Consider the following 24,568-nt stretch of genomic DNA (forward strand, 5'->3'; position numbering starts at 1 on the left):
AGAACAGCCACTTCTGCCACATCCACCGCCTGCAACGTTTGCCCGTCGCCGGCAGCGGATGCGTACTTTACGGCTTTCCCGGCGGGTCCGCAAGCCCTTCCTGTAAAAAAGTTTCAGGGACCTGATAAATGGTCGAAGGCGGCGCCTCGACACGCACCCGTCTATCCACAACCCTCACCGAGCCGCCTTGTGGATATCCTGGCTGAGCGAAGCCTTCGGTTATCGTCTTCGCCTGAAAGAGGGCTGAAAAAAGAGGGCCGAAAGAAGCAAAGAGATAAAAGCGAGGGATAACCGCCAGAAACAGCGGCGCCCGCACTCGGCGGGCGCAACGTCCATGTAGACCGTGGCCGACCTGGCCCTCCTTCGTTACTTGAGCGTCACGCGGGCATAGCGCTTCTTGCCCGCCTGGATCACATAGCTCTTCCCGGCATCCAGCATATGATCACGCTCGACGACCTCGCCATCGACCTTGACGCGTCCATTACCGAGCATGTCCTTGGCCTGGGCACTATTCTTGGTCAGTCCGGAGCGATTGAGCACGGTGGCGATCGGGGCCTGGACGCTACCCTCGAAGTCCACCTCGACCTCGGGAAGGTCCTCGGGAAGCTCTCCGTCGGCGAGCTGGTTCCCCGCGGAACGGTGGGCGTTGGCGGCGGCTTCGTCACCGTGGTAGCGGCCGATCAGTTCCCGCGCCAGCTCCATCTTGATATCACGCGGGTTGGCACCGGCCTCCACATCTCGCTTGAGCGCCTCGATCTCCTCGTTGGGCTTCAGAGAGAGCAGCTCGAAGTATCGCCACATAAGGCTGTCAGGCATGGAGACCAGCTTGTTGAACATCGACCCCGGCGTCTCGTCGACCCCGACGTAGTTGCCCAGCGACTTCGACATCTTCTGCACGCCGTCGAGCCCTTCGAGCAGCGGCATGGTAATCACCACCTGCGGCTGCATATCGAAGTGCTTCTGGATCTCGCGCCCCATCAGCAGGTTGAACTTCTGGTCGGTACCGCCCAGCTCGATATCCGCCTTCAGGGCCACGGAGTCGTAGCCCTGGACCAGCGGATAGAGGAACTCATGGATGGAGATCGACTGGCCGTTCTTGTAGCGCTTCTCGAAATCATCGCGTTCGAGCATGCGGGCCACTGTGCTCTGCCCGGCAAGCTCGATCATGTCGGCGGCACTCATGGCGGTGAACCACTCGGAATTGAAGCGCACCTCGGTCTTATCGGGGTCGAGGATCTTGAACACCTGCTCCTTGTAGGTCTGGGCGTTGGCCTTGACCTCCTCCTCGGTGAGAGGCTTGCGAGTGACATTCTTGCCGGAGGGGTCGCCGATACGGCCGGTAAAGTCACCGATCAGGAACACGACTTCATGGCCGAGATCCTGGAACTGGCGCATCTTGGTCAACAGCACGCTGTGGCCCAGGTGCAGATCGGGCGCCGTGGGATCGAAGCCCGCCTTGATGCGCAGCTTGCGCCCGGACTCCAGCTTCTTGACCAGCTCCTCTTCCAGCAGGATCTCCTGGGTACCCCGTTTCAGCAGCGCCAGTGCGCTCGCCACATCGCTCATCGTCTCCCACTCCACGTATCAGGTTGCTCGGCCTCTGGGGCCATCGAATGGGGCAGAATGGTAGCATGTGTCGATGCGTCGCGCTGACACCATATTGCCCGAGGGACCGCCATGACTCTTTATATCGGCCTGATGTCCGGCACCAGTCTGGATGGTATAGATGCCGCCCTGGTGGAAATCGACGACGAGCCGACATGCGGCCAGCCCAGGCTGCTGGCCTGCCACGCCGAACCGATGCCGGCTCGACTGCGTGCGCGGTTATGGCAGCTCTGTCATGCCGACCATGTAGGCTTCGCCGAGCTTGCGGCGGCGGAGGAAGCCTTCTGCAAGCTTCAGGCAGAGGCCGTGGCCGCACTGCTGGACACCAGCCATGTGTCGAGTGAGAGAGTGGAAGCCATCGGCAGCCATGGCCAGACCATCGAGCATGCGCCGCATGGCCATGCCGGCGGCCCCGCCTATACCCTGCAACTCGACAACCCCAGCCGGCTGGCCGAGCTTACCGGCATCGCGGTGGTGGCCGACTTCCGTCGCCGCGACCTGGCGGCCGGCGGCCAGGCCGCCCCCCTCGCGCCAGCCTTTCACCAGGCACTGTTCCAGGCCCCTGACGAGTGGCGACTGGTGCTTAACCTGGGGGGCTTCGCCAATCTGACGCTGCTGCCACCCGGAACGGCCCCCCATGCACCTCTGGGGTTCGACTCGGGGCCTGCCAATGCACTGCTGGACGCCTGGCATGCGCGCCATCGCGGCGGCGCCTTCGACCCCGATGGCGCCTGGGCAGGTTCCGGCCGAGTCGACGAGACACTGCTGGCAGCCCTGCTGGAAGAGCCCTTCTTTCACCTGCCCCCGCCACGCAGCACCGGCCGAGAACTGTTCCATCTCGACTGGCTGTCAGAACATCTGCATGGCAGGGAGCGTCCCGAGGATGTGCAGGCAACGTTGGCCGAGCTGACGGCAACGAGCGTCGCCCTGGCCGTGGAGATGGCCCGGGAGCGCCTTGACGCCCCGCCGCCGGCGTTGCTGATCCCCTGCGGCGGCGGCGCCCATAATCGTGACTTGCTGAGTCGGCTGGCACGTCGCCTCCCCGACACGCCCCTGGGCGATAGCGCCGAGTGGGGTTGGCCCGCCGACTGGCTGGAAGCCGGCGCCTTCGCCTGGCTGGCCTGGCGACGCCTGGCGGGCTTGCCCGGCAACCTGCCCAGCGTTACCGGTGCCGCAGGCCCTCGCGTACTGGGCGGTGTCTTTGCCCCCTAGGAGCATCCCACGCGGAGGCGCCTCAGAAGTCGTCCTCGCTGCGCAGCGAAAGTGACCCGGCAGCCTCCTTGGCCTGATCGACTCCCTTGCTGCCCGCACCACCGCCAAACTTGATCATCATGCGCAGGTCATTGGGCGAGTCGGCATGCACCATGGCCACTTCCTCGGAAATCCTGCCCGCCGAGTGAAGGTCATAGAGCGCCTGATCGAAGGTCTGCATGCCCAGATCCCGCGAGCGGGCCATGACGTTCTTGATCTCGGAGACCTCCCCCTTGCGCACCAGGTCACCGATCAAGGGCGAGTTGAGCATGATCTCGATGGCCGGGCAGCGCCCGCCATCCTGCGTGGGCATCAGCTGCTGAGCGACGATGGCACGCAGGTTGAGCGACAGATCGAGCCATATCTGGGCATGGCGCTCGATGGGAAAGAAGTTGATGATGCGATCGAGTGCCTGGTTGGCGTTGTTGGCGTGCAGGGTGGCCAGGCAGAGGTGACCCGTCTCGGCAAAGGTCAGGGCATGCTCCATCGTCTCGCGGCTACGCACCTCGCCGATCAGGATCACATCCGGCGCCTGGCGCAGGGTGTTCTTCAATGCCACCTCAAAGGACTCGGTGTCGATACCCACCTCGCGCTGGTTGATGATCGCCTTCTTGTGCGGGTGCACATACTCGATGGGATCTTCGACACTGATGATATGACCGCCCAGCGTTTCGTTGCGCTGCTGAATCATCGACGCCAGGGTGGTCGACTTTCCGGTGCCGGTCCCCCCCACCACGAACACCAGGCCCCGCTTGTTGTTGACCAGATCACCAAGGGTGGTGGGCAGCGACAGCTCCTCCAGATGAGGAATGTCGAAGCCGATGCGGCGGATCACCATCGCCTTCTGGTTGCGCTGTTGAAAGGCGCTGACTCGAAAGCGCCCCTTGCCCTCGAAGCTGATGGCGAAGTTGGCCTCGCGCTCGGCCGCGAAACGGGCCTGCATCGACTCCGGAATGGTGACACTGACCAGCTCGTTGACCTGTTGAATGCTCAACTCCTGCTCGCCCAGGGGCGTGAGCCGTCCTGCCATCTTGAGGTTAGGGGGCGCCCCCACCGAGATCAGCAGATCCGAGGCATCCTTGTGCACCATGATACCCAGCAGCTGGTTGAGCCACTCTTGAGCCGTCATATCCCTACTCCCTCTCCCTGTATCGTTATTCTCATATGCTCTGCGCAACTGTCTGTTCAGATGATGCCCTTGGCCTTGGCCTGGGCCTCGTCACGTGCCACCACGTTGTCCGCCACCAGCTTGGCCATGGAGGCATCGAGGGTCTGCATGCCCAGGTTGCCACCGGTCTGGATGGCCGAATAGATCTGCGCCACCTTGTCCTCGCGAATCAGGTTGCGCACCGCCGAGGTGGCAATCAGGATCTCATGGGCCGCCACCCGACCACCGCCCATGCGCTTGAGCAACGCCTGGGAGACCACCGCCTGCAGCGACTCCGAGAGCATCGAGCGCACCATGGACTTCTCGTCACCGGGAAAGACATCGATGATCCGGTCGATGGTCTTGGCCGCGGAGGTGGTATGCAGGGTGCCGAACACCAGGTGACCGGTCTCGGCCGCGGTCAGCGCAAGGCGAATGGTCTCCAGGTCACGCAGCTCGCCGACCAGGATGATGTCCGGATCCTCGCGCAGGGCGCTGCGCAGCGCCGGGGCAAAGCCGAGAGTATCGCGGTGTACCTCACGCTGGTTGACCAGGCAGCGCTTGCTGCGGTGGACGAATTCCACCGGATCCTCGATGGTGAGGATATGCTCGTAGCGATGGTCGTTGATGTAGTCGATCATCGCCGCCAGGGTAGTGCTCTTGCCCGAGCCGGTGGGGCCAGTGACCAGCACCAGGCCGCGTGGCAGCATGGAGAGCTGGCGGAATGTCTGGCCCATCCCCAGATCTTCGAGGGTCAACACCTCGGTGGGGATGGTGCGGAACACCGCTCCCGCGCCACGGGCCTGGTTGAAGGCGTTGACACGGAAGCGCGAGATACCCGGCACCTCGAAGGAGAAGTCGGTCTCGAAGTACTCCTCGTAGTCGCGGCGCTGACGATCCGCCATGATGTCGTAGATCAACTTGCGGACTTCACGGTCCTCCATGGCCGGCACATTGAGCCGGCGGATATCGCCATCCACACGAATCATCGGCGGCAACCCGGCCGACAGGTGGAGGTCCGAGGCGTTCTGCTTTGCCGAGAACGCCAGCAGTTCGGTAATATCCATGCGTTTTCCCTGCTCCCGATATGGTGCGTCTTGTTGTGGGGTCCAATATGCGTGAGGTCCAGTATGACAGAGCTTGAGACATGACCGAGCCCGCAGTCTCCGAATCCCTTGCCGCTGCCCGGCAACGCCTGGCCGATGCCCTGAAGGCGGCCGGCCGCCCGGTCGCCGATGCCCGCCTGCTGGCGGTGAGCAAGACCAAGCCCGCCGCGATGATTCGTGAGGCATGGCACCTGGGCCAGCGCGACTTCGGCGAGAACTACGTCCAGGAGGCGCTGAGCAAACAGGACGAGCTAGCCGAACTCGAGGGTATCGTGTGGCATTTCATTGGCCCACTGCAATCCAACAAGAGTCGAGAGGTAGCCGAGCGCTTTTCCTGGGTCCATAGCGTAGACCGCGAGAAGGTTGCCCGGCGCCTGAACGATCAGCGCCCCGCGTCACTCGACCCGCTGAACATCTGCCTGCAGGTCAATATCAGCGCCGAACCCTCCAAGTCGGGAGTGAGTCTCGCCGAGTTGCCCGCGCTGGCCGAGGCGGTGCTGAACCTGCCGCGACTCCGCCTGCGCGGAGTGATGGCGATCCCCGCTCCGGCCAAGGGACTGGAGGCCCAGCGTGCCCCCCTGGCCCGGCTACGCGAGGCCCTTGAAGAGCTCCGTGAGCGCTTCCCCGAGGCGCCGCTGGATACCCTCTCCATGGGCATGAGCGACGACCTGGAGGCCGCCGTGATGGAGGGCGCCACACTGGTACGCCTGGGCACCGCCATCTTCGGAGCAAGACAACGACATGAGTGACCCAATGCCGCGGTCGCCGGTGGCGGCCACCCATCCCGAATAGCACACCATCCCGAATAGCACAGGACCTCCCCATGGCAAATCGAGTCACCTTTATCGGCGCCGGCAACATGGCCGGCGCCATCATCGGCGGCATGATCGACAGCGGCTACAGCGCCGGCGATATCACCGCCACCTCTCCCGATGACACCATGCTGGCTCCTCTGCGTGAGCGTCTCGGCATCAATACCGCCACCGACAACGCCGCGGCGGTGAGCGATGCCGACGTGGTGGTGCTGGCGGTCAAGCCACAGATCATGCATCAGGTTTGCGAGGGGCTGCGCGAGGCCATCCAGGCGCGTCGGCCGCTGATCGTCTCGGTCGCCGCCGGCCTGCCCGCCGCGACCCTCGAGCGCTGGCTGGGCGGTGACCTGCCGCTGGTACGCTGCATGCCCAACACCCCCTCGCTGGTCGGCGCCGGTGCCGCCGGGCTCTACGCCAATGCCAGGGTCGACGAGACGCAACGGCAACAGGCCAGCGAGCTGATGGAGGCCGTGGGGCTGGTGGAGTGGGTAGACGATGAGGCACTGCTGGACGCCGTCACCGCCGTATCCGGCAGCGCGCCCGCCTACTTCTTCCTGATGTTCGAGGCCATGGAAGAGGCCGGCATCCACCAGGGGCTTCCCGCCGAGACCGCTCGCCGACTGGCGATGCAGACCGCCTTTGGTGCGGCGAAGATGGCCATGGCCAGCGACAAGACGCCGGCCGAGCTCAAGCGCAACGTGATGTCACCCGGTGGCACCACCGAGCGTGCCATCGAGCACCTGGAGCAGGCCGGCCTGCGCACCACCCTGGCCGAGGCCATGGACGCCTGTTCGGCTCGCGCCCGCGAGATGGCCGACGAACTCGACAAGAACTGAGCGGCGGCGTGTCGACACGCCACCCAACTTCAAGCCAATTCTGAGGAGAGCCCATATGGGCAGCCAACTGGGCAACGCCGGCCTGATGCTGGTCAACACCCTGATCAATATCTACATCTTCTTGTTGATGCTGCGCTTTCTGCTGCAGGCATCTCGGGCCGACTACTTCAACCCCATCAGCCAGTCGGTGGTCAAGGTCACCCAACCGGCGGTGCGCCCCTTCCAGAGCTTCCTGGGGCCGGTGATGGGCCGCTTCGACCTGGCCACCCTGGCCTGCGGTCTGGTGATCAAGGCGGTCGGCATCGTGCTTATCCTGCAGATCGCCGGGTTCGGCCTGCCATCCATCACCGGGGTGGCCATCGGCGCCGTGGCGGCGCTGGCCAACGCCATTCTCAAGATCTACTTTTTCGCCCTGATCGTGATGATCATCCTCAGCTGGGTTGCGCCCAACGCCAGCCACCCAGGAGCCCTGCTGGTAATGCAGCTGCTCGAGCCGATCATGGCACCGGTGCGCAAGGTGATACCGCCGCTGGGCATGATCGACCTGTCACCGATCTTCGTCTTCATCGCCATCAGCCTGATCGATGGTATCGTGGTGGCCTCGCTAACCCGAGCCGCCGGGATCGCCGGGGCCCTGGTAGGCCTCTGACGACAGCGGCGAACCCTGCAACGACTGGACATGGAAGGACCAATGCCCGAGATCGCACGCGACTCGGTCGGCCTGGTGACGCCTCAGACGGCGCACTTCGACGACCCCCTGGACCTGGCCTGCGGCATGACACTGCCGGCCTACGACCTCGTCTACGAGACCTACGGCACCCTCAACGCCGAGCGCTCCAACGCCGTGCTGATCTGTCATGCGCTCTCCGGCCATCACCACGCCGCCGGTTACCACGACGTCGAGGAGCGCAAGCCGGGCTGGTGGGATGCGCATATCGGTCCCGGCAAGTCCATCGACACCGAGCGTTTCTTCGTGGTCTCGCTCAACAACCTGGGCGGCTGCCACGGCAGCACCGGCCCCAACAGCATCAATCCGGCGACGGGTCGCCTGTGGGGACCGGAGTTCCCCATGGTGACTGTGAGCGACTGGGTCCACAGCCAGGCCCGCCTGGCCGACCGCCTGGGGATCACGCGCTTCGCCGCGGTCATCGGCGGTAGCCTGGGCGGGATGCAGGCACTGCAGTGGACCCTGAGCTACCCCGAACGCGTCGGCAGCGCCGCGGTCATCGCCGCCACACCCAAGCTGTCAGCCCAGAACATCGCCTTCAACGAGGTGGCGCGCCAGGCCATCCGCTCCGACCCCGAGTTCCACGACGGCTGGTACGCCGAGCATTCGGCGATACCCCGACGCGGGCTCAAGCTGGCACGCATGGTGGGGCATATCACCTACCTCTCGGAAGATGCCATGGGCCACAAGTTCGGCCGCGACCTGCGTAGCCATGACTTCAACTTCGGCTACGACGTCGAGTTCCAGGTCGAGTCCTACCTGCGCTACCAGGGCGACACCTTCTCAACCTCCTTCGACGCCAACACCTACCTGCTGATGACCAAGGCGCTGGACTACTTCGACCCGGCAGCGGCACATGGCGGTGACCTGGCCCGCGCCCTCGCCCCGGCCCGCTGCCCCTTCCTGGTAGCCAGCTTCACCACCGACTGGCGCTTTCCGCCCTCGCGCTCCAGGGAGCTGGTCGATGCCCTGATCCGCGCCGGCAAGCCAGTCAGCTACGCCAACATCGAATCGAGTCACGGCCACGACGCCTTTCTGATGCCCGAGCCCCGCTACCAGGCGGTGTTTGCTGCCTTCATGTCGCGGGTGGCTCGGGACCTGGGGCTGGAGGAACGCCCATGAATCGCCCGGACCTCAAGCTGATCCATGAGTGGGTGCCGGCCGGCGCCCATATCCTCGACCTGGCCTGCGGAGATGGCACCCTGCTGGCGACCCTGGCCCGCAGCAAGGGGGTGACCGGCTACGGCCTGGAGATCGACCCCGAAGGCATCACCGCCTGTATCGCCAAGGGAGTCAATGTCATAGAACAGAACCTCGACGACGGGCTGGCCAACTTCGATGATGGTGCCTGTGACCTGGTGGTAATGACCCAGGCCCTGCAGGCCCTGCGCCGTCCCGACCTTGCCCTCGACGAGATGCTGCGGGTGGCCGGCGAGGCGATCATCACCTTCCCCAATTTCGCCTACTGGCGCCACCGTGTCCATCTGGGCATCCGTGGCTACATGCCGGTCTCCAAGTCACTGCCTCACGCCTGGTACGACACGCCCAACATTCACCTCTCGACCTTCAACGACTTTGAACAACTCTGCCGCGACAAGGGTCTGATCATCGTCGACCGAGCAGTGGGCATCGGCGACCACGAGGGCCACTGGACCTCGCGGCTGTGGCCCAACCTGTTCGGCGAGATCGCCATCTTCCGGGTCGCCCGCGGCTGACCAGGAAGGGTCCAGTGAATGACGGCAAGAGGGGTAAGCGCATGACGCGAGGCATCCTGTCCGCCCTGCTCGCGGGCACTCTGGCACTGCTGGCCGGCACCGCCGCCGCCCAGCAGTTCGAGCAGATAGGCGACGTCCAGATTCACTACAGCGCGGTGAGCACCAGCTTCCTGCCCGAGGCGGTGGCGCGTGAACACCAGATCCAGCGCAGCCCGGCGCTGGCGCTGCTCAACGTCAGCGTGCTTGAGGAGCGTGAGGACGGCACCACCCGCAACGTGCCCGCCAGGGTCGATGGTCGGGTCGGCGGCATCGGCGAGAATGACGACGGCCGGCCGCTGAGCTTCCGCACCCTGCGCATCGGCGACACCCCCTCCCAGGTGGCGGTGTTTCGTATCGACGACGGGGCGCCGATGCGCTTCGACCTGGAGGTGTTCCACGACCGCAACGCCGAACCGGCCCAGGTGCAGTTTATCCAGCGCTTCTATATCGACCGTTAGCGGCCGAGATGCGGCGTCGGCCGCCGCACGCTCGACGCTTCCTCAGCCACTGAAGCGGCGCTCGAGTGCCACCGGCAATTCGACATCCAGATGGATATCGACAGGCCTTCCGTCACGTCGCTGCACCCGGCAGCGCTGCGCCAGCACCTCAACGCCGTTTGCCGCTGCCTCGCGCAGGGTAGCCGCATAGGCGGGATCAAGGTGCTCGGCGGGAGCCACGTCGGGGATCCCCTCGTGGGCCACGCAGAACAGCAGCACCGCACGCTGCCCCGCCTGCGTCAGGGCCATCAGTGCCTCCAGGTGCTTTTTGCCCCGCTCGCTCACCGCATCCGGAAAATAGCCGTGCCCATCGGGCTCCCTGAGCGTCACCTGCTTGACCTCCACGAAGGCCGTGCCACGCTCGGGATCGTCGAGCCGGAAGTCGATCCTCGAAGCCTTCTCTCCCTGAGTGGCAACCGCAACCTCACGCCGCAGTTCGGCATACCCGGCGAGCGCCGGGACCCGCCCGGCACGCAGCGCCCCCTCGACGATGCGGTTGGCCCGCCCGGTCTGCACCGAGGCCATCGCCAGGCTGCCATCGGGCTGAGGCAGCTCGATCAGCTCCCAGGTCCAGGCCAGCTTGCGTTTCGGGTTGTCGCTGGGCGATAGCCAGACCCGGCAACCCGGAATGTTCACCGCTCGCATGGAGCCGGTATTGGGGCAGTGAGCCACCACTTCGCGGCCATCGTCGAGAAGCACATCGGCCAGGAAGCGCTTGTAGCGGCGCAACAGTACGCCTGGCACCAACTCGGGATACGCCATGTCCACCATCTACTGGCGCGCCAGGAAGCGTTCGAGTCGGCTCACCGCCTCCTCCAGCCGCTCGACGCCGGTTGTGAAGGCAATACGCACATGCCGCTCGCCGCCCTGCACGGCGAAGTCTACTCCCGGCGTGATGGCGACATTCTCCTCCTCCAGCAGGCGCTGGCAGAAGGCCTGGCTATCGTGGCTATAGCGGGAAATATCCAGCCACAGGTAGAAGGCCCCCTGGGGCGGCAGCGAGGGAGTGAGGTCGAGCCGCGAAAGTCCGGCCAGCAACGCATCCCGGCGGTGTCCCAGCTCGACTCGGCGCTCCTCGAGAATGGCGCGACAGTCGGGCGCGAAAGCGGCCAGGGCAGCATGCTGGGCCGGAGTAGGGGCGGCCAGGAAGACGTTCTGGGCCAGCCGCGTCAGCGGCTCGACCGCCTCCTCGGGCGCCAGCAGCCACCCCAGGCGCCAGCCGGTCATGCCGAAGTACTTGGAGAAGCTGTTGACCACGAAGGCATCGGGAGTGACCGAGGCCACCGAGAGGGGTTCGAGGTCAAAGCAGAGGCCCTGGTAGATCTCGTCCACCAGCAGATGACCGCCGCGACCGGCCACGGTCTCGGCCACCGCTGCCAGTTGGCCGGCATCCAGCATATGACCGGTAGGGTTGGAGGGCGTCGCCAGCATCGCCAACCGCGTTGTCTCCTGCCAGTGGGACTCGACCAGACCGGCATCCAGCTGCCAGCCACTCTCCGGCCCGACCGGCACGACATCCACCTCGGCCCCGGCCAGGGCCATGAAGTGGCGGTTGCAGGGATAGTTGGGATCGGCCATCAGCACCCGGTCACCGGGCCCGGCCAGCAGCTGGCTGGCCAGCAGCAGCGCGCCGGAAGCGCCGGGTGTGACCAGGATGCGTCGCGGGTCCACCTCGGCATCGAAGTGGTCCGCGTAGTGGCCTGCGATCGCCTCGCGCAGGGCTGGTATCCCAGCCGCCGGCGTGTAGCGGGTGTGGCCCGCCGCCAGGGCGGCCCGGCCAGCGGCGACCACCGGCTCGGGGGTCGGGAAGTCCGGCTCGCCAACCTCCAGATGGATCACATCATGGCCGGCCGCCTCACGGGCCTGGGCAGTTTCCAGCAGGCTCATCACCCGAAAGGGGGCGACCTGATCGATTCGGGGGCTCCAGGCCATGGCAAGACTCCTGTCGTTGGGCCACCATGCCAGGGAGTCAATCCTCCCACGGCACGGTCAAAGAGTGGTGTCACTGAGGGCCTAGTGTAGCGACTTTGGTGGCAAGATCGCAGTCATATGCCCAGCCGAGCTTGCAAAGATAGGGTTTATCGGCTAAACAAGCATGCCTTTGGCGTGAGATATCTTGCCAGGTGGCGAGTATCGATCAGCAGTCACACCAGTAACGAGGCAGCACCATGCCAGGAGGCAGCACCATGCCAGTAGCCGACAAGAAAACGGAAGCTCCCGAGAAGTTCACCCCCTACGAACCGGCGGCGGGTGAGGAGTACATGAACGAGAAGCAGCTGGAGCATTTCCGACAGATCCTGCTGGGCTGGAAACAGGATCTCATGGAAGAGGTGGACCGCACCGTGCGCCATCTGCAGGAGGAGGCGAACAACTACGCCGATCCGGCCGATCGCGCCACCCAGGAGGAGGGCTTCAGTCTTGAGCTACGCACCCGGGACCGCGAGCGCAAGCTGCTCAAGAAGATCAACGAGACGCTCGACATGATCGACGAGGACGACTACGGCTTCTGCGAGGCCTGCGGCGTCGAGATCGGCATTCGCCGGCTGGAAGCCCGTCCCACGGCCACCCTGTGCGTGGACTGCAAGACGCTGGCCGAGCTCAAGGAAAAGCAGCTGGGCGGCTGATCCGGCTATGCCGGTGCTGTGGCTGATCCTTCATGACGGGCACCCCAGGGTGCCCGTCTGCGCATCTGACGCCTGGAAACCTGCATGAGCCTCTACCGCGGACGCTTCGCCCCCACCCCTTCAGGACCACTGCACTTCGGCTCGCTGATTGCGGCCCTGGCCAGCTTTCTGGATGCCCGGCAGGCCGGTGGCGAGTGGCTGTTGCGCATCGAGGATATCGACCCGCCACGCTGCCCGGCCGGTGCCGCCGACGAGATCCAGCGCCAGCTGGAGGCCTTTGGACTGCAGTGGGACGGTCCCGTACTCTGGCAGCATGCCCGCGATGACGCCTATCAGGCCGCCCTCGAACGCTTGACCGATCAGGGTCTCGCCTATCCCTGCAGCTGCTCACGCAAGCAGTGGCGTGACCACCCCATCTACCCCGGCTGGTGCCGCCACGGTGTCCGTGACCCCGGCAAGCCGTTGGCCTGGCGACTACGCAGCGACCGGGGGCTGCGCCCGGTGGTATGGCAGGACCGGCTGTTTGGCGAACAGCGCTTCGACCCGGCCCGACTCGGCGACGTGGTACTCAAGCGCAAGGATGGCCTGTGGGCCTACCAGCTCGCCGTGGTGGTGGATGATGCCGACCAGGGCATCAATAACGTCGTACGCGGTTTCGACCTGCTCGACAACACCCCCTGGCAGCGCCAGCTGCAGCACGCCCTGGGTGCCGCCACGCCCGGCTACCTGCATCTGCCGCTAATCATCGGTGAAGGTGGCCAGAAGCTTTCCAAGCAGAACCTCGCCCCTGCGCTGCCCACCCGGGACGCCGCGGTACGCCCGCTGCTGCATGCCGCCCTGAAGGCGCTCGACCAGGCGCCGCCGGAGACGCTTGCCACCGCCCCCGTGACCGAGCAGCTCGCCTGGGCCGTGGAGGCCTGGTCGGTGGGGCGCATTCAGCCCCGGGCCGAACGGCCCCTCGCCGACAATCGGGTCACGGCGTCGTGATGGAGAAGGAGGTGCCATGTACGTCTATCGACTGATGCTGTTCCTGGTATTCATCGGCTATCTGCTCTCGCCGCTGATGATGAGCGGTTGGGCCACTCCCGACGTGGCCTGGTACCGACCCTTCATCATCTGGGGCGTGCTGATCGCCCTGACCCTGTGGCTGGAGCAGAAGAGGAAGCTCGATGAACGCTAGCCTGATCGGCATGCTCGGCGTGGGTGCCGGCTTCCTGATGCTGCTCTGGCTCTGCGCACTGGCCGTGGAGCGGGGCTGGATTTCCACGCATATCACCCGCCACCCGCTCGTCTACGTTCTGGCGCTGGGAGTCTATGCCAGTGCCTGGGCGATCTATGGCAGCCTGGAGCTGGCCGCCACCTCCGGTTACGGCTATCTGACCTACTACCTGGGCATGGCCGGCGCCTTCCTACTGGCCCCGGTACTGCTGGTGCCGATCCAGCGCATGGTACGCACCCATCAGCTGGCCTCGCTGGCCGACCTCTTCGCCTTTCGCTATCGCTCGCGCTGGGTCGGCACCCTGATCACCCTGGTCAGCCTGCTGGCGGTGCTACCCCTGCTGGCCCTGCAGGTGCAGACCATGGGCAACGCCATCTATCTGATGACCGGCGCCGCTTCTCCGGCCACGCTGGCGCTGGCCTTCTGTGTACTGCTGGCGGTGTTCGACATGACCTTCGTGGGGCGACGCCAGCGTATCGACGGACAACACGACAGCCTGCTGGCCGTGATGGCGCTCTCCTCGCTGATCAAGCTGCTTGCCATGCTGGGCCTCGGTGGCTTCGCGCTGTTCGCAATCTTCGATGGGCCCGCCGATGTTCAGGCATGGCTGGAGGGCCCGGGCCAGGCCTTCCAATCCAGTGTGGTCCAGACCGACCCGGCACACTGGCGTTCACTGCTGCTGCTGTTCTTCGCCGGTCTGCTGATGCCGCATATCTTCCATCTGGTCTTTACCGAGACCCGCTCCCGCCACACCCTGCTGCAGGCCAGCTGGGCGCTGCCGCTGTTCCTGCTGTTGATGGCGCTACCGGTACCGCTGATCCTGTGGGCCGGCCAGCGCCTGGGGGTCGATGCCATCTTCGACACCGGCTACCTGGCGTTCGGCCTCTCCGAGTCCCTGCCCCTGAAGGCCCTGGCCTTCCTCGCCGGGCTGGCCGCCACCAGCGCCACTACCCTGCTGATCGCCCTGGCGCTGTCGGGCATGCTGACCAACCATGTCTTTCTGGTGGCACACCCCCCCGAGGCCCACCATGACCTCTACCGCTGGCTACGTTGGCTGCGCCGCGGCCTGGTTGCCGCGGTGGTGCTCGGCGGCTGGCTGTTCTATCGCATCGTCGGCGTGCACCACGACCTGACCAGCCTCGGGCTGGCGGCCTTCGTGGGCATGGCGCAGTGTCTCCCCGGCCTTCTGGCCCTGCTCTACTGGCCGGGCGCCAACCGGCGCGGCATGGTGGCGGGGCTGGTCGTCGGGGTGGGTGTATGGCTCTCGGGGCTATGGGTGCCCCTGCTGACCGGGCTCCCCGCCCTGGCCATCATTCCTCCCGGGCTCGAGGCGCTGAGTGGCGAGCCGGCCTGGTACACGGTGACCCTGGTCTCCCTGGCAAGCAACGCCATGGTCCTTATCGTGGTCTCTCTGGCCACCCCGACATCCGAAGGGGAGCGTGCCGCCGCCGAGGCCTGCTCGGTGGATGCGGTGATCCGCCCCAAGCGCCTGCCGCTGGAGGTCGCCAGCGGCGAAGAGTTCAAGCCGCACCTGGCCCGCGCGCTGGGTGAGTCGGTGGCGAGACGCGAGGTCGACCGCGCCCTGGATGACCTCGGCCTCTCACCGCTGGACGGCCGCCCCTACGCGTTGCGCCGGCTCCGCGACCGCCTGCAGGCCAACCTCTCCGGACTGATGGGCCCCTCGGTGGCCCAGGACATCGTCGACCGCTATCTGCCCTACCGCCAGGGAGGCCCCGGGGCCACCGAAGATATCCACTTCGTGGAGAGTCGCCTGGAGGCCTACCGCTCGCGGCTTACCGGCCTGGCACGGGAACTCGACGGCCTGCGCCGCTACCATCGACGCACTCTCACGCGACTCCCCGTGGGGCTATGCGCCTTCGGCGAGGATGGCGAGCTGCTGATGTGGAACGATGCGCTGGCCCGCCTCTCGGGCATCGAGGGCAGCGGTGTCGTGGGCGCCAGGCGTGAGAGTCTGCCAGCTCCCTGGAACGAGTTGCTGGGGCGCATCATCGCCGAGCCCGAAAGCCAGCTCTACAAGCACCCCGTCACTCTCGACGGCACCACCCGCTATCTCAGCCTGCACAAGGCCGCCCTGGAGGGCAGCCACAGCGAGCCCGGCGGCATGGTGATCCTGATCGAGGATCACAGCGAGATGAAATGGCTGGAGGATGAGCTGGTCCACGCCGCCCGGCTGGCTTCCATCGGACAGCTGGCCGCCGGCGTGGCTCACGAGATCGGCAACCCCATCACCGGTATCTCGTCGTTGGCGCAGAACCTGCGCTACGAGGCCGATGATCCCGAGGTGGTGGAGACCACCGAGCAGATCCAGCAGCTCACCGATCGCGTCTCGCGCATCGTCTCCTCTCTGGTGGGCTTCGCCCATGGTGGTCGCCACCTCGCCGGCCGTGAGCTCGTCGCGGTGTCCATTGCCGAGGTGGTCGACGAAGCCATTCACTTGATCCACCTGGCCCGCTCGAGGGAGGATGTGCGCTTCGACAATCGCTGTTCTCGGGAGGCGTGCGTGGAGGGCGACGCCCAGCGTCTGCTGCAGGTGATGGTCAACCTGCTGGGCAACGCTCGCGATGCCAGCGGCCCGGGAGACAGTGTGACCATCGAGACCGTCCCGGAAGGATCAGGGGTGAGGGTCAGTGTCACCGACGAGGGCGCCGGCATCGACCCCAGCGTCCGCGACCACCTCTTCGAGCCCTTCACGACCACCAAGCCCCCCGGCGAAGGCACCGGTCTCGGCCTGCCGCTGGTCTACAGCATCGTTGCCGAACATCACGGCACCCTGGACGTCGAGTCACCGCTGCCGGAAAGCGAGGGCGGCACTCGCATCAGCCTGTGGCTGCCACGTCACCAGAAGGAGGGTGAGAGACCCCGATGAGCCGGATCCTGATCGTAGAAGACGAAGCCATCATCCGCAGTGCGCTGCGCCGCCTGCTCGAACGCCACGACTACCGAGTTGAGGAGGCCGGCTCGGTCGCCGAGGCCATGGCCCTGGATCCGCAACGCTTCGACCTGGTGATCAGCGACCTGCGCCTGCCTGGCGAGCCCGGCACCGAACTGATCACCCGCGCCGCTCCGGTAGCGGTGCTGATCATGACCAGCTACGCCAGCATGCGCTCCGCCGTGGACGCCCTCAAGCTGGGTGCCGTGGACTATGTGGCCAAGCCCTTCGACCACGATGAACTGCTCGAGACCGTGGCCCGTGTGCTGCACCAGCAGGGCAGCCTGCAAGCCACTCCCCCCGATATCGCCGATCCAGGCGGCCAGGCACGGCCGATGATCGGCAACTGCGAGGCGATGCAACGGGTCTACGCACGGATCAGCAAGACCGCTCCGGCCGATGTCACCGTGCTGGTCCAGGGCGAGTCCGGCACCGGCAAGGAGCTGGTGGCCCGCGCCCTGCACCAGCAGAGCAAGCGAGCCCAGGCACCGCTGATCTGTGTCAACTGCGCGGCGATTCCCGAGCCGCTGATCGAGTCGGAGCTGTTCGGCCACGAGAAGGGAGCCTTCACCGGCGCCAGTGCGGCACGCACCGGCCTGGTGGAGGCCGCCGACGGTGGCACCCTGTTCCTCGACGAGATCGGGGAGCTGCCTCTGGATGCCCAGGCCCGGCTGCTGCGAGTGCTTCAGGAGGGTGAAATCCGCAAGATCGGCTCGGTGGAGACTCGTCACGTCGATGTGCGCCTGATCGCCGCCACACACCGCGACCTCCAGGCCCTGTCGAAGACCGGTGAATTCCGCCTCGACCTCTACTACCGCCTCAATGTCATGCAGATCGATCTGCCGCCCCTCCGCGAGCGGGAGGACGATGTGCTGCTGATCGCCGACGCCCTGCTGGAAAAGGCCTGTCGGCGCCATGAGCGCGGGGGGCTGCGTCTCTCCCGCGCCGCCCGCGACGAGATCCGTCACTACCCCTGGCCCGGCAACGTTCGCGAGCTGGAGAATGCCCTGGAACGTGGCGTGATCCTGGCCGAAGGCCATCTGATTCACCCCGACGACCTGGGCCTCACCGCGGCCTCCGGTGCCCCCCCGCTGTCGCGCCGCGCCGCCCCCACTCAGCAAGCCCCCGCCCCCGAAAAGGCGGATAGCGTCGCTAGCGCCCCTGTGGATGACCTCTCCCTGGAGGACTATTTTCAGCACTTCGTGCTCGAGAACCAGGACCATATGAGCGAGACCGAGCTGGCCCACAAGCTCGGCATCAGCCGCAAGTCGCTATGGGAGCGCCGACAACGCCTCGGCATCCCGCGCAAGAAGAGCTCCCGCCGCAAGACCGACTGACTCTAGCCAGGGCCAGTCGACCCTGACCCCAAGTCCTCTTCGACCAAGGTGCAAGACCGGCTTGCGGCCCGAGATTGGCACACCGAGCCACGCGTCCGCCCTCCCCACGCACCATTTGTTACCGTCCCACACAGAACATGCCCGATTACTGCACCATCGGGGTAACACTCAGCCCCTCAGCAAAAGCTCCCATTTGATAACCACCATGCAACATATTGATTTTATGAAGATAAAAAGATAATGGCATGCCATCTGCAACATACATAGCAAGAAAAACAAGTTCCGGCGTCATTCGCTGCCCGCCACAACAACGGCCACAACAACAACAGCGCAGCCCGGATGACACAGGCCCACCACAACAATGCCAAGAGGCGTGGGCCAGTGCCGCTACAGGCACGACATCAACAAGAACAACACAGTGACGTGCCCGGCACCTCGAGCCCAACAACAACAGCAAAATACGAGGCACCGGAAAAATCAGGACGCGACGCGCCAGCCCCGCCCACAACAAGAACAACGGGCCCGCGAGGCGCACCCCCGGAAACAACACCAATACGCCGGGGGAAGGCAGACTCACTGCCGTCGTGGTTGGATTATTGTTTTGAATACGAGGCGGTCTCCACCGGGAGCGCCAACAAGGATAACAACACTGCTTGCCTGAACTCCTTGGTGACTGTGGTGCGTATTCAAGGCGATGTGCCATCACGAAGAAGAAACAGCCGCATGGACGCTGCAACGCTGCTTGAGGGGGAGGCCATTGGCCTCCCCCTTCTACGTTCGGGTATCGAAAATACGTGTTCGGGTATCGGAAGTGCGAGTGAGACGGAGAAGCCCCGATGCTATGCAAGCTCCTGGGGGTCCGCTACACTCAATGCCTTTGCACGTTTACCACGAGCTTTCTCCGCCCTGCGAGTCGATATCGCCGCATGTTCAAAGGATTTACCCGTTTTCTGCAGAGTCCCGGCGAGAGCCTGAAGTCACTGTTCGGTACCGGGGCCGCCGCCGGCGTACCCGAGGTTCGCGTCATTCCACGCGAGGAGCACCCGGTATCGCGTCAGCATCTCAGCGATGCGGCCCTCAAGGTTCTCTATCGGTTGCACAACGCCGGCTTCGAGGCCTATCTCGTCGGTGGCTGTATCCGTGACTCCCTGCTGGGGCGCATGCCGAAGGACTTCGATGTGGCTACCGATGCCACACCGGAAGAGGTCAAGGGACTGTTCCGCAACTCACGGATCATTGGCCGCCGCTTCCGGATCGTCCATGTGCGCTTCGGCCGCGAAGTCATCGAAGTCACCACTTTCCGTGGCAAGCCCGGTGACGACCACGCCGACCATATTGCCCAGCAGTCCGACGACGGCCTGCTGCTGCGCGACAACGTCTGGGGCGATGTTCAGGAAGATGCCCTGCGCCGCGACTTCACCATCAACGCCCTCTATTACAGCATCGCCGACTTCTCTATCCACGACTTCGCCGATGGTGTTCACGATATCCAGGCACGTACCCTGCGCCTGATCGGCGACCCGGCAACCCGTTATCGTGAGGACCCGGTGCGCATGCTGCGGGCCGTACGCTTTGCCGCCAAGCTCGACTTCCAGCTGGCTCCGGCCACCGAGGCGCCGATCCACGAGCTTGCCCCCCTGCTGCTGCAGATCCCGCCGGCACGCCTGTTCGACGAGGTACTCAAGCTGTTCATGGCCGGGTACGGCGTCGAGACCTTCCGTCTGCTGCGCCACTACGGCCTGTTCGAGATGCTGCTGCCCGAGGCCGCCGAGGCCATGGACGAGCGACCCTGGGCCGGGCGACTGGTCGAGGAGGCCCTGGCCAGCACGGATCGCCGCATCCATGAGGAGCGCCCGGTGACGCCGGCCTTCCTGTTCGCCGCCATGCTCTGGCCACCGGTGGTGCTTCGCCAGGCCGAACAGGAGGCCAATGGGCTGCCGCCGATCCCCGCCCTGCAGGCTGCTGCCCAACAGGTGATCTCGCGCCAGCTCCAGCATGTGTCGATTCCTAAGCGCTTCAGCATGCCCATGCGCGATATCTGGGACCTCCAGCAGCGCCTGCCCCTGCGACGCGGCCGCCGAGTGTTCCAGACTCGAGAGCATCCGCGCTTCCGCGCCGCCTACGACATGCTGCTGCTACGCGAAGCCGCCGGTGAGCTGACCCCCGGCCTCGGCGACTGGTGGACCGACTTCCAGAATGCCGATGAACACGAACAGGCTCGCCTGCTCGACCGGGTCGGCGCCAACCCCGCCGGCAGTGGCAAGCCCGGCCGCAAGCGGCGTCGCCGCCGTCGCAAGCCTCGCGACAACAACGGCGGTGGCTCGGAGACATGAGCCTGCAGCGCGCCTGGGTCGGTCTGGGCAGCAATCTCGAGAGCCCCCGCCGACAGATCGAGTCGGCCATCGAGGCGCTCGATCGGCTGCCGCTGACCCACCGCGTGGCCACCTCGCCCCTGTATGCCAGCCGTCCCGTCGGCCCCCAGGACCAGCCCGACTTCATCAATGCCGTAGCCTGCCTGGAAACACGCCTCTCGCCACTCGCACTGCTCGACCAGCTGCAGGCCCTGGAACAGCGCCACCGCCGCGTACGGGCTCGCCGCTGGGGTCCCCGCACCCTCGACCTGGATCTGCTACTGTTCGGGGACAGCACCCTGTGCCTGCCTCGTCTTACGGTGCCACACCCGGAGATGACTCGGCGCGCCTTCGTGCTGGTGCCACTGCTGGCCGTTGATGCGCGACTGCGCCTCCCCGACGGGCGACGGCTGGCTGACCTGGATGCCATGCAGGCCGACAACCTCTCGAGTGAAGTGTTACCGCTCGAGGAGGGGTGACCGTCAGAAAGTGTTACCCATCGACACAGCATGCCCATTCGGGTAACAATCGTGGGTTACACGGGGCGGCACTCCACGCCGCGACCCGACGTCATAACCGAGAGAGCACGCCATGAAACCCATCACCCTGAGCACGCTGCAGGCCTACAAGCGCGCCGGTGACACCTTCAGCTGCCTGACCGCCTACGACGCCTCCTTCGCCAGGGCCGCCAGCGATGCCGGCATCGACGTACTGCTGGTGGGCGACTCCCTGGGCATGGTCCTGCAGGGCCATACCAGCACCCTGCCGGTTACGCTGGAGGAGATCTGCTATCACACTCGCTGCGTGGCTCGTGGCAAGGGCGCCAGCCTGCTAATGGTCGACCTGCCCTTCATGGGCAATGCCAGCCAGGAGCGGCTGCTGGAAAACGCCGGCGAACTGATGCGCGCCGGGGCCGAGCTGGTCAAGGTGGAGGGCGAGGCATGGATGGCCGACGGCATCCGTGAGCTGACCCGCCGGGGCGTGCCGGTATGTGCCCACCTGGGACTGACACCACAGACCGTCTATCAGCTGGGTGGCTACAAGGTGCAAGGCCGCGATGCCGACCGAGCCAGCCAGATCCTCGAGGACGCCCGCACCCTGGTAGAGGCCGGCGCCTCTGTCATCCTGCTGGAGTGCGTGCCGGCCGATCTGGGCCGCACCATCACCGAGGCCCTCGACGTCCCGGTGATCGGCATCGGCGCCGGCCCCGACACCGATGGCCAGATTCTGGTCATGCACGACCTGCTGAACGTCACCCCGGGCCGCAAGCCACGCTTCGTCAAGAACTTCATGGCCGAGGCCGAAGACATCCATGGCGCCTTTCGTCGCTACCACGAGGACGTCAAGGCAAGGCGATTCCCCGCCGAGGAGCACTGTTTTTGACTTTGGTTGTGAACTTTAATTTTTAACTTCGGTTTCTCAGCCTCAGTTTTCAAGAAACGTTGTTTACTACCGCTTCTAGCCGGAACCTTGTCATGCGTACCCTGAGAGACATTCCCGCCCTGCGCGAAACGCTGGGCGATGCCCGTCGGCGCGGCGACCGCGTCGCCCTGGTGCCCACCATGGGCAATCTGCACGAAGGCCACCTGGCCCTGGTCGCTGCCGCCCGCCAGCGGGCCGAGGTGGTGGTCGCCACCATCTTCGTCAACCCATTGCAGTTCGGTCCCGGCGAAGACCTCGACGCCTATCCGCGCACCCTCGCGGAGGATCAGGCGCGGCTCGAGGGGGCCGGTTGTGACCTGCTCTTCACCCCGGACACCGACACCCTCTATCCACGAGGCCTGGAAGCCCAGACCCGCATCGTGGTGCCCGAAGTGACCGAGGGATTGTGTGGGGCCTCGCGTCCTGGGCACTTCGATGGTGTCTCCACGGTAGTCGGCATGCTCTTCAACCTGGTGCAACCCGACCTCGCCTGCTTCGGCGAGAAGGACTACCAGCAACTGGCGGTGATCCGACGCCTGGTCGCCGACCTGCACCTTCCCATCGAGATTCTCGGCGTGCCCATCGTGCGTGCCGAGGACGGCCTGGCGCTCTCCTCGCGCAACGGCTACCTGAGTGCCGAGCAGCGCCGCATCGCCCCGCACCTCTACGCCACCCTCTGCAAGCTGCGCGATACGCTGGAGTCCGGAGGGGAGGCATCCGTCGGCCTGGAGCACGGATGGGCAGAGCTGAGGGAGGCCGGCTTCGACCCGGACTACCTGGAGCTGCGCGCCGCCGACCTCAGCCCCGTGACCGCCTCGACCCGTGAAGCGGTACTGCTGGCCGCCGCCCGTCTCGGCCCTACCCGGCTGATCGACAATCTCGTCCTGAACCTGCCGCAATGATGCGGCCCAACCGGAGGATGCCGTCTCGATGTATACCGTCATGCTGAAGGCCAAGCTGCATATGGCCCGCGTCACCCACGCCGTGCTCGACTACGAGGGCTCCTGTGCCATCGACGGTGAGCTGCTCGACATGTCCGGCATCCGCGAAAACGAGCAGATCCAGATCTACAATGTCGCGAACGGTCAGCGTTTTACCACCTACGCGATTCGCGCCGAAGAGGGCTCCCGAGTGATCTCGGTAAATGGTGCCGCCGCCCATCTCGCCGGTGAAGGCGACCGCGTGATCATCTGCGCCTACGCCCACTACAGCGACAGCGAGCTGGACGCTCACCAACCCGCCCTGGTCTACCTCCAGGAAGGCAACCGGGTCAGCCACACCAGCCACGCCATTCCCGTTCAGATGGCCTGAGCAGCAAACGGCATCCCCGGCCTCGACGCCGGGTTGCCCCCTCTCGAACGTTTACCACCAAAGAGCGGCACGCAAACATTGCGGCACCGCACAAGACTCCCCTATGCTGAAGACCCCGGTCGTGTCCGGCAATTGTGACAGGGCCGTAAGCTCGTCTTTCCAGCAAGGAGAGTGCTCCCATGCAAGAAGTGGTTATCGTTGCCGCCCGCCGCACCGCTGTCGGCGCATTTGGCGGCTCCCTGGCCGGCATCCCAGCCAGCGACCTCGGCGCCCAGGTGATCAAGGATATCCTGGCGACTACCGGCGTCGCCGGCGATCAGGTGGACGAGGTACTGCTTGGCCAGGTGCTGACCGCCGGCGTCGGCCAGAACCCGGCGCGCCAGGCCTCCATCAAGGCTGGACTGCCCGAGACCGTGCCGGCCATGACCATCAACAAGGTATGCGGCTCCGGCCTCAAGGCACTGCACCTGGCCACCCAGGCGATCCGCTGCGGCGATGCCGAACTGATCATCGCCGGCGGCCAGGAGAACATGTCCGCCTCGCCCCATGTACTGCCCAACTCGCGCAACGGCCAGCGCATGGGCGACTGGAAGGCCGTGGACAGCATGGTGCACGACGGCCTGTGGGACGCCTTCAACAACTACCATATGGGCATTACCGCCGAGAACCTGGCCGAAAAGTACGGCATCACTCGCGAGGAGATGGATGCATTCGCCGCCGACTCCCAGCAGAAGGCCGCCGCGGCCATCCGCGAGGGCAAGTTCAAGGGGCAGATCGTCCCGGTGGAGATTCCCCAGCGCAAGGGTGATCCGGTAGTCTTCGACACCGATGAGGGCCCGCGTGATGTAACCGCCGAGAAGCTTTCCGGCATGCGCCCGGCCTTCAAGAAGGATGGCACCGTTACCGCCGGCAACGCCTCCTCCATCAACGACGGTGCGGCCGTGGTGATGCTGTGCACCGCCGAGAAGGCCAAGGCCTTGGGCCTGGAGCCGCTGGCGCGCATCAAGGCCTACAGCAATGCCGGCGTCGAGCCCTCCATCATGGGCATCGGCCCGGCTCCGGCGACCCGCCGCTGCCTGGAGAAGGCCGGCTGGAGCATCGACGACCTCGACCTGATCGAGGCCAACGAGGCCTTCGCCGCCCAGGCCCTCTCCGTCAACAAGGAGCTAGGCTGGGATGCCAGCAAGATCAACGTCAATGGTGGTGCCATCGCCATCGGTCATCCCATTGGCGCCTCCGGCTGCCGCATCCTGGTGACCCTGGTCCACGAGATGATCGCCCGTGACGCCAAGAAGGGCCTCGCCACCCTCTGCATCGGTGGTGGACAGGGCGTGGCGCTGGCCATCGAACGGTAACGCGCTGTTGTAGGAGGCCGGGTCCCCCGGGCGAATGGAGGCCGCAGGCCTCCCGGCAGCGTTAACTACAGCCGGGAGACACCACCAGGCACCTGACGGCGCCGGTCGCGATGCGGAGCCGATTCGGCGGACCGATCCCTCCTACTGCTGAATAGCCGATACCTCTAAAGAAACCGCCCCCGCAGCCTGAACTGACCCCCAATTGTTGGACGGTTCGTTCAGCCGGCGCCCAAGGCCTGAGTCCTGTACTGTACGGGGCTCAGG

24 protein-coding genes are annotated in these 24,568 nt (G+C 65.5%); 18 read left to right on the forward strand and 6 right to left on the reverse strand.

Annotation, left to right across the window (positions count from 1 at the left end; genetic code table 11):
• Positions 1-366: 366 nt before the first annotated feature.
• Positions 367-1,566, reverse strand: a complete 1,200-nt coding sequence (gene tyrS / locus Q0894_RS11580) for a tyrosine--tRNA ligase (RefSeq protein ID WP_299235468.1) — start codon at positions 1,564-1,566, stop codon at positions 367-369.
• A 111-nt stretch (positions 1,567-1,677) separates the two neighbouring features.
• On the opposite strand from tyrS, the gene Q0894_RS11585 reads away from it, so the two are divergent.
• Positions 1,678-2,817: an anhydro-N-acetylmuramic acid kinase gene (locus tag Q0894_RS11585; RefSeq protein ID WP_299235470.1), complete on the forward strand. Its 1,140-nt coding sequence runs from the start codon at positions 1,678-1,680 to the stop codon at positions 2,815-2,817.
• A gap of 22 nt (positions 2,818-2,839) precedes the next feature.
• Here Q0894_RS11585 and Q0894_RS11590 read toward each other — a convergent pair whose 3' ends face one another.
• Entirely contained in the window at positions 2,840-3,985 is a 1,146-nt protein-coding gene (locus Q0894_RS11590; protein WP_299235473.1) for a PilT/PilU family type 4a pilus ATPase, read from the reverse strand.
• A gap of 56 nt (positions 3,986-4,041) precedes the next feature.
• On the reverse strand, positions 4,042-5,070 hold the full coding sequence (locus Q0894_RS11595; RefSeq protein WP_299235476.1) for a type IV pilus twitching motility protein PilT: 1,029 nt from the start codon (positions 5,068-5,070) through the stop codon (positions 4,042-4,044).
• 80 nt (positions 5,071-5,150) lie between these two features.
• Here Q0894_RS11595 and Q0894_RS11600 point away from each other — a divergent pair, with 80 nt between their 5' ends.
• The 6 genes from Q0894_RS11600 (at position 5,151) to Q0894_RS11625 (ending at position 9,696) form a co-directional block, all read left to right on the forward strand.
• Positions 5,151-5,858, forward strand: coding sequence for a YggS family pyridoxal phosphate-dependent enzyme (locus Q0894_RS11600; RefSeq protein WP_299235479.1), 708 nt, complete (start codon positions 5,151-5,153; stop codon positions 5,856-5,858).
• A gap of 74 nt (positions 5,859-5,932) precedes the next feature.
• Complete coding sequence (gene proC / locus Q0894_RS11605; protein WP_299235482.1) at positions 5,933-6,757, forward strand: pyrroline-5-carboxylate reductase; 825 nt, start codon at positions 5,933-5,935, stop codon at positions 6,755-6,757.
• A gap of 55 nt (positions 6,758-6,812) precedes the next feature.
• Entirely contained in the window at positions 6,813-7,406 is a 594-nt protein-coding gene (locus tag Q0894_RS11610) for a YggT family protein (protein WP_299235485.1), read from the forward strand.
• Between the two features lie 42 nt (positions 7,407-7,448).
• Positions 7,449-8,606 carry a homoserine O-acetyltransferase gene (locus Q0894_RS11615; RefSeq protein WP_299235488.1) on the forward strand — a complete coding sequence of 386 codons (1,158 nt, stop codon included), beginning with the start codon at positions 7,449-7,451 and terminating at the stop codon, positions 8,604-8,606.
• On the forward strand, positions 8,603-9,199 hold the full coding sequence (gene metW / locus Q0894_RS11620) for a methionine biosynthesis protein MetW (protein WP_299235493.1): 597 nt from the start codon (positions 8,603-8,605) through the stop codon (positions 9,197-9,199). Before Q0894_RS11615 ends, metW begins: the two co-directional genes overlap by 4 nt.
• Before the next feature lie 41 nt (positions 9,200-9,240).
• Complete coding sequence (locus Q0894_RS11625; protein ID WP_299235496.1) at positions 9,241-9,696, forward strand: DUF4426 domain-containing protein; 456 nt, start codon at positions 9,241-9,243, stop codon at positions 9,694-9,696.
• 42 nt (positions 9,697-9,738) lie between these two features.
• On the opposite strand, the gene sfsA is transcribed toward Q0894_RS11625, so the two are convergent.
• A complete protein-coding gene (gene sfsA / locus Q0894_RS11630; RefSeq protein ID WP_299235499.1) occupies positions 9,739-10,497 on the reverse strand; it encodes a DNA/RNA nuclease SfsA in 759 nt (252 codons plus the stop codon).
• Between the two features lie 9 nt (positions 10,498-10,506).
• On the reverse strand, positions 10,507-11,667 hold the full coding sequence (locus Q0894_RS11635; RefSeq protein WP_299235502.1) for a pyridoxal phosphate-dependent aminotransferase: 1,161 nt from the start codon (positions 11,665-11,667) through the stop codon (positions 10,507-10,509).
• Positions 11,668-11,921: 254 nt separating this feature from the next.
• Between Q0894_RS11635 and dksA the strand changes: the two genes are divergently transcribed.
• The 5 genes from dksA to Q0894_RS11660 all read left to right on the forward strand — a co-directional run bounded on the left by dksA (position 11,922) and on the right by Q0894_RS11660 (position 17,865).
• Positions 11,922-12,359: an RNA polymerase-binding protein DksA gene (gene dksA, locus Q0894_RS11640; protein WP_132042104.1), complete on the forward strand. Its 438-nt coding sequence runs from the start codon at positions 11,922-11,924 to the stop codon at positions 12,357-12,359.
• Positions 12,360-12,443: 84 nt separating this feature from the next.
• A complete protein-coding gene (gene gluQRS, locus Q0894_RS11645; RefSeq protein WP_299235505.1) occupies positions 12,444-13,346 on the forward strand; it encodes a tRNA glutamyl-Q(34) synthetase GluQRS in 903 nt (300 codons plus the stop codon).
• Between the two features lie 16 nt (positions 13,347-13,362).
• Positions 13,363-13,539 (forward strand): hypothetical protein, encoded by a 177-nt coding sequence (locus Q0894_RS11650; RefSeq protein WP_195688491.1) that lies wholly within the window; start codon positions 13,363-13,365, stop codon positions 13,537-13,539.
• A complete protein-coding gene (locus Q0894_RS11655; protein WP_299235511.1) occupies positions 13,529-16,465 on the forward strand; it encodes an ATP-binding protein in 2,937 nt (978 codons plus the stop codon). The genes Q0894_RS11650 and Q0894_RS11655 overlap by 11 nt, the downstream gene beginning before the upstream one ends.
• A complete protein-coding gene (locus Q0894_RS11660) occupies positions 16,462-17,865 on the forward strand; it encodes a sigma-54 dependent transcriptional regulator (protein WP_299235513.1) in 1,404 nt (467 codons plus the stop codon). The genes Q0894_RS11655 and Q0894_RS11660 overlap by 4 nt, the downstream gene beginning before the upstream one ends.
• Positions 17,866-18,010: 145 nt before the next feature.
• Here the strand turns inward: Q0894_RS11660 and Q0894_RS11665 are convergent, their stop codons facing one another.
• On the reverse strand, positions 18,011-18,157 hold the full coding sequence (locus Q0894_RS11665) for a hypothetical protein (RefSeq protein WP_299235515.1): 147 nt from the start codon (positions 18,155-18,157) through the stop codon (positions 18,011-18,013).
• Between the two features lie 634 nt (positions 18,158-18,791).
• Here Q0894_RS11665 and pcnB point away from each other — a divergent pair.
• From pcnB to Q0894_RS11695, 6 genes are all read left to right on the forward strand, one after another.
• Positions 18,792-20,198: a polynucleotide adenylyltransferase PcnB gene (pcnB, locus tag Q0894_RS11670; RefSeq protein WP_299235518.1), complete on the forward strand. Its 1,407-nt coding sequence runs from the start codon at positions 18,792-18,794 to the stop codon at positions 20,196-20,198.
• Positions 20,195-20,695 carry a 2-amino-4-hydroxy-6-hydroxymethyldihydropteridine diphosphokinase gene (folK, locus tag Q0894_RS11675; protein WP_299235521.1) on the forward strand — a complete coding sequence of 167 codons (501 nt, stop codon included), beginning with the start codon at positions 20,195-20,197 and terminating at the stop codon, positions 20,693-20,695. The genes pcnB and folK overlap by 4 nt, the downstream gene beginning before the upstream one ends.
• A gap of 112 nt (positions 20,696-20,807) precedes the next feature.
• Positions 20,808-21,599 carry a 3-methyl-2-oxobutanoate hydroxymethyltransferase gene (gene panB, locus Q0894_RS11680; RefSeq protein WP_195688496.1) on the forward strand — a complete coding sequence of 264 codons (792 nt, stop codon included), beginning with the start codon at positions 20,808-20,810 and terminating at the stop codon, positions 21,597-21,599.
• A 92-nt stretch (positions 21,600-21,691) separates the two neighbouring features.
• Positions 21,692-22,540, forward strand: a complete 849-nt coding sequence (panC, locus tag Q0894_RS11685) for a pantoate--beta-alanine ligase (RefSeq protein WP_299235524.1) — start codon at positions 21,692-21,694, stop codon at positions 22,538-22,540.
• 28 nt (positions 22,541-22,568) lie between these two features.
• On the forward strand, positions 22,569-22,949 hold the full coding sequence (panD, locus tag Q0894_RS11690; RefSeq protein ID WP_299235526.1) for an aspartate 1-decarboxylase: 381 nt from the start codon (positions 22,569-22,571) through the stop codon (positions 22,947-22,949).
• Between the two features lie 179 nt (positions 22,950-23,128).
• Positions 23,129-24,304: an acetyl-CoA C-acetyltransferase gene (locus Q0894_RS11695; protein ID WP_299235528.1), complete on the forward strand. Its 1,176-nt coding sequence runs from the start codon at positions 23,129-23,131 to the stop codon at positions 24,302-24,304.
• Positions 24,305-24,568: the final 264 nt, after the last annotated feature.

Origin of the sequence: uncultured Halomonas sp. (genome assembly GCF_947501415.1) — a bacterium.
In the GTDB taxonomy this organism is placed as follows: domain Bacteria; phylum Pseudomonadota; class Gammaproteobacteria; order Pseudomonadales; family Halomonadaceae; genus Halomonas.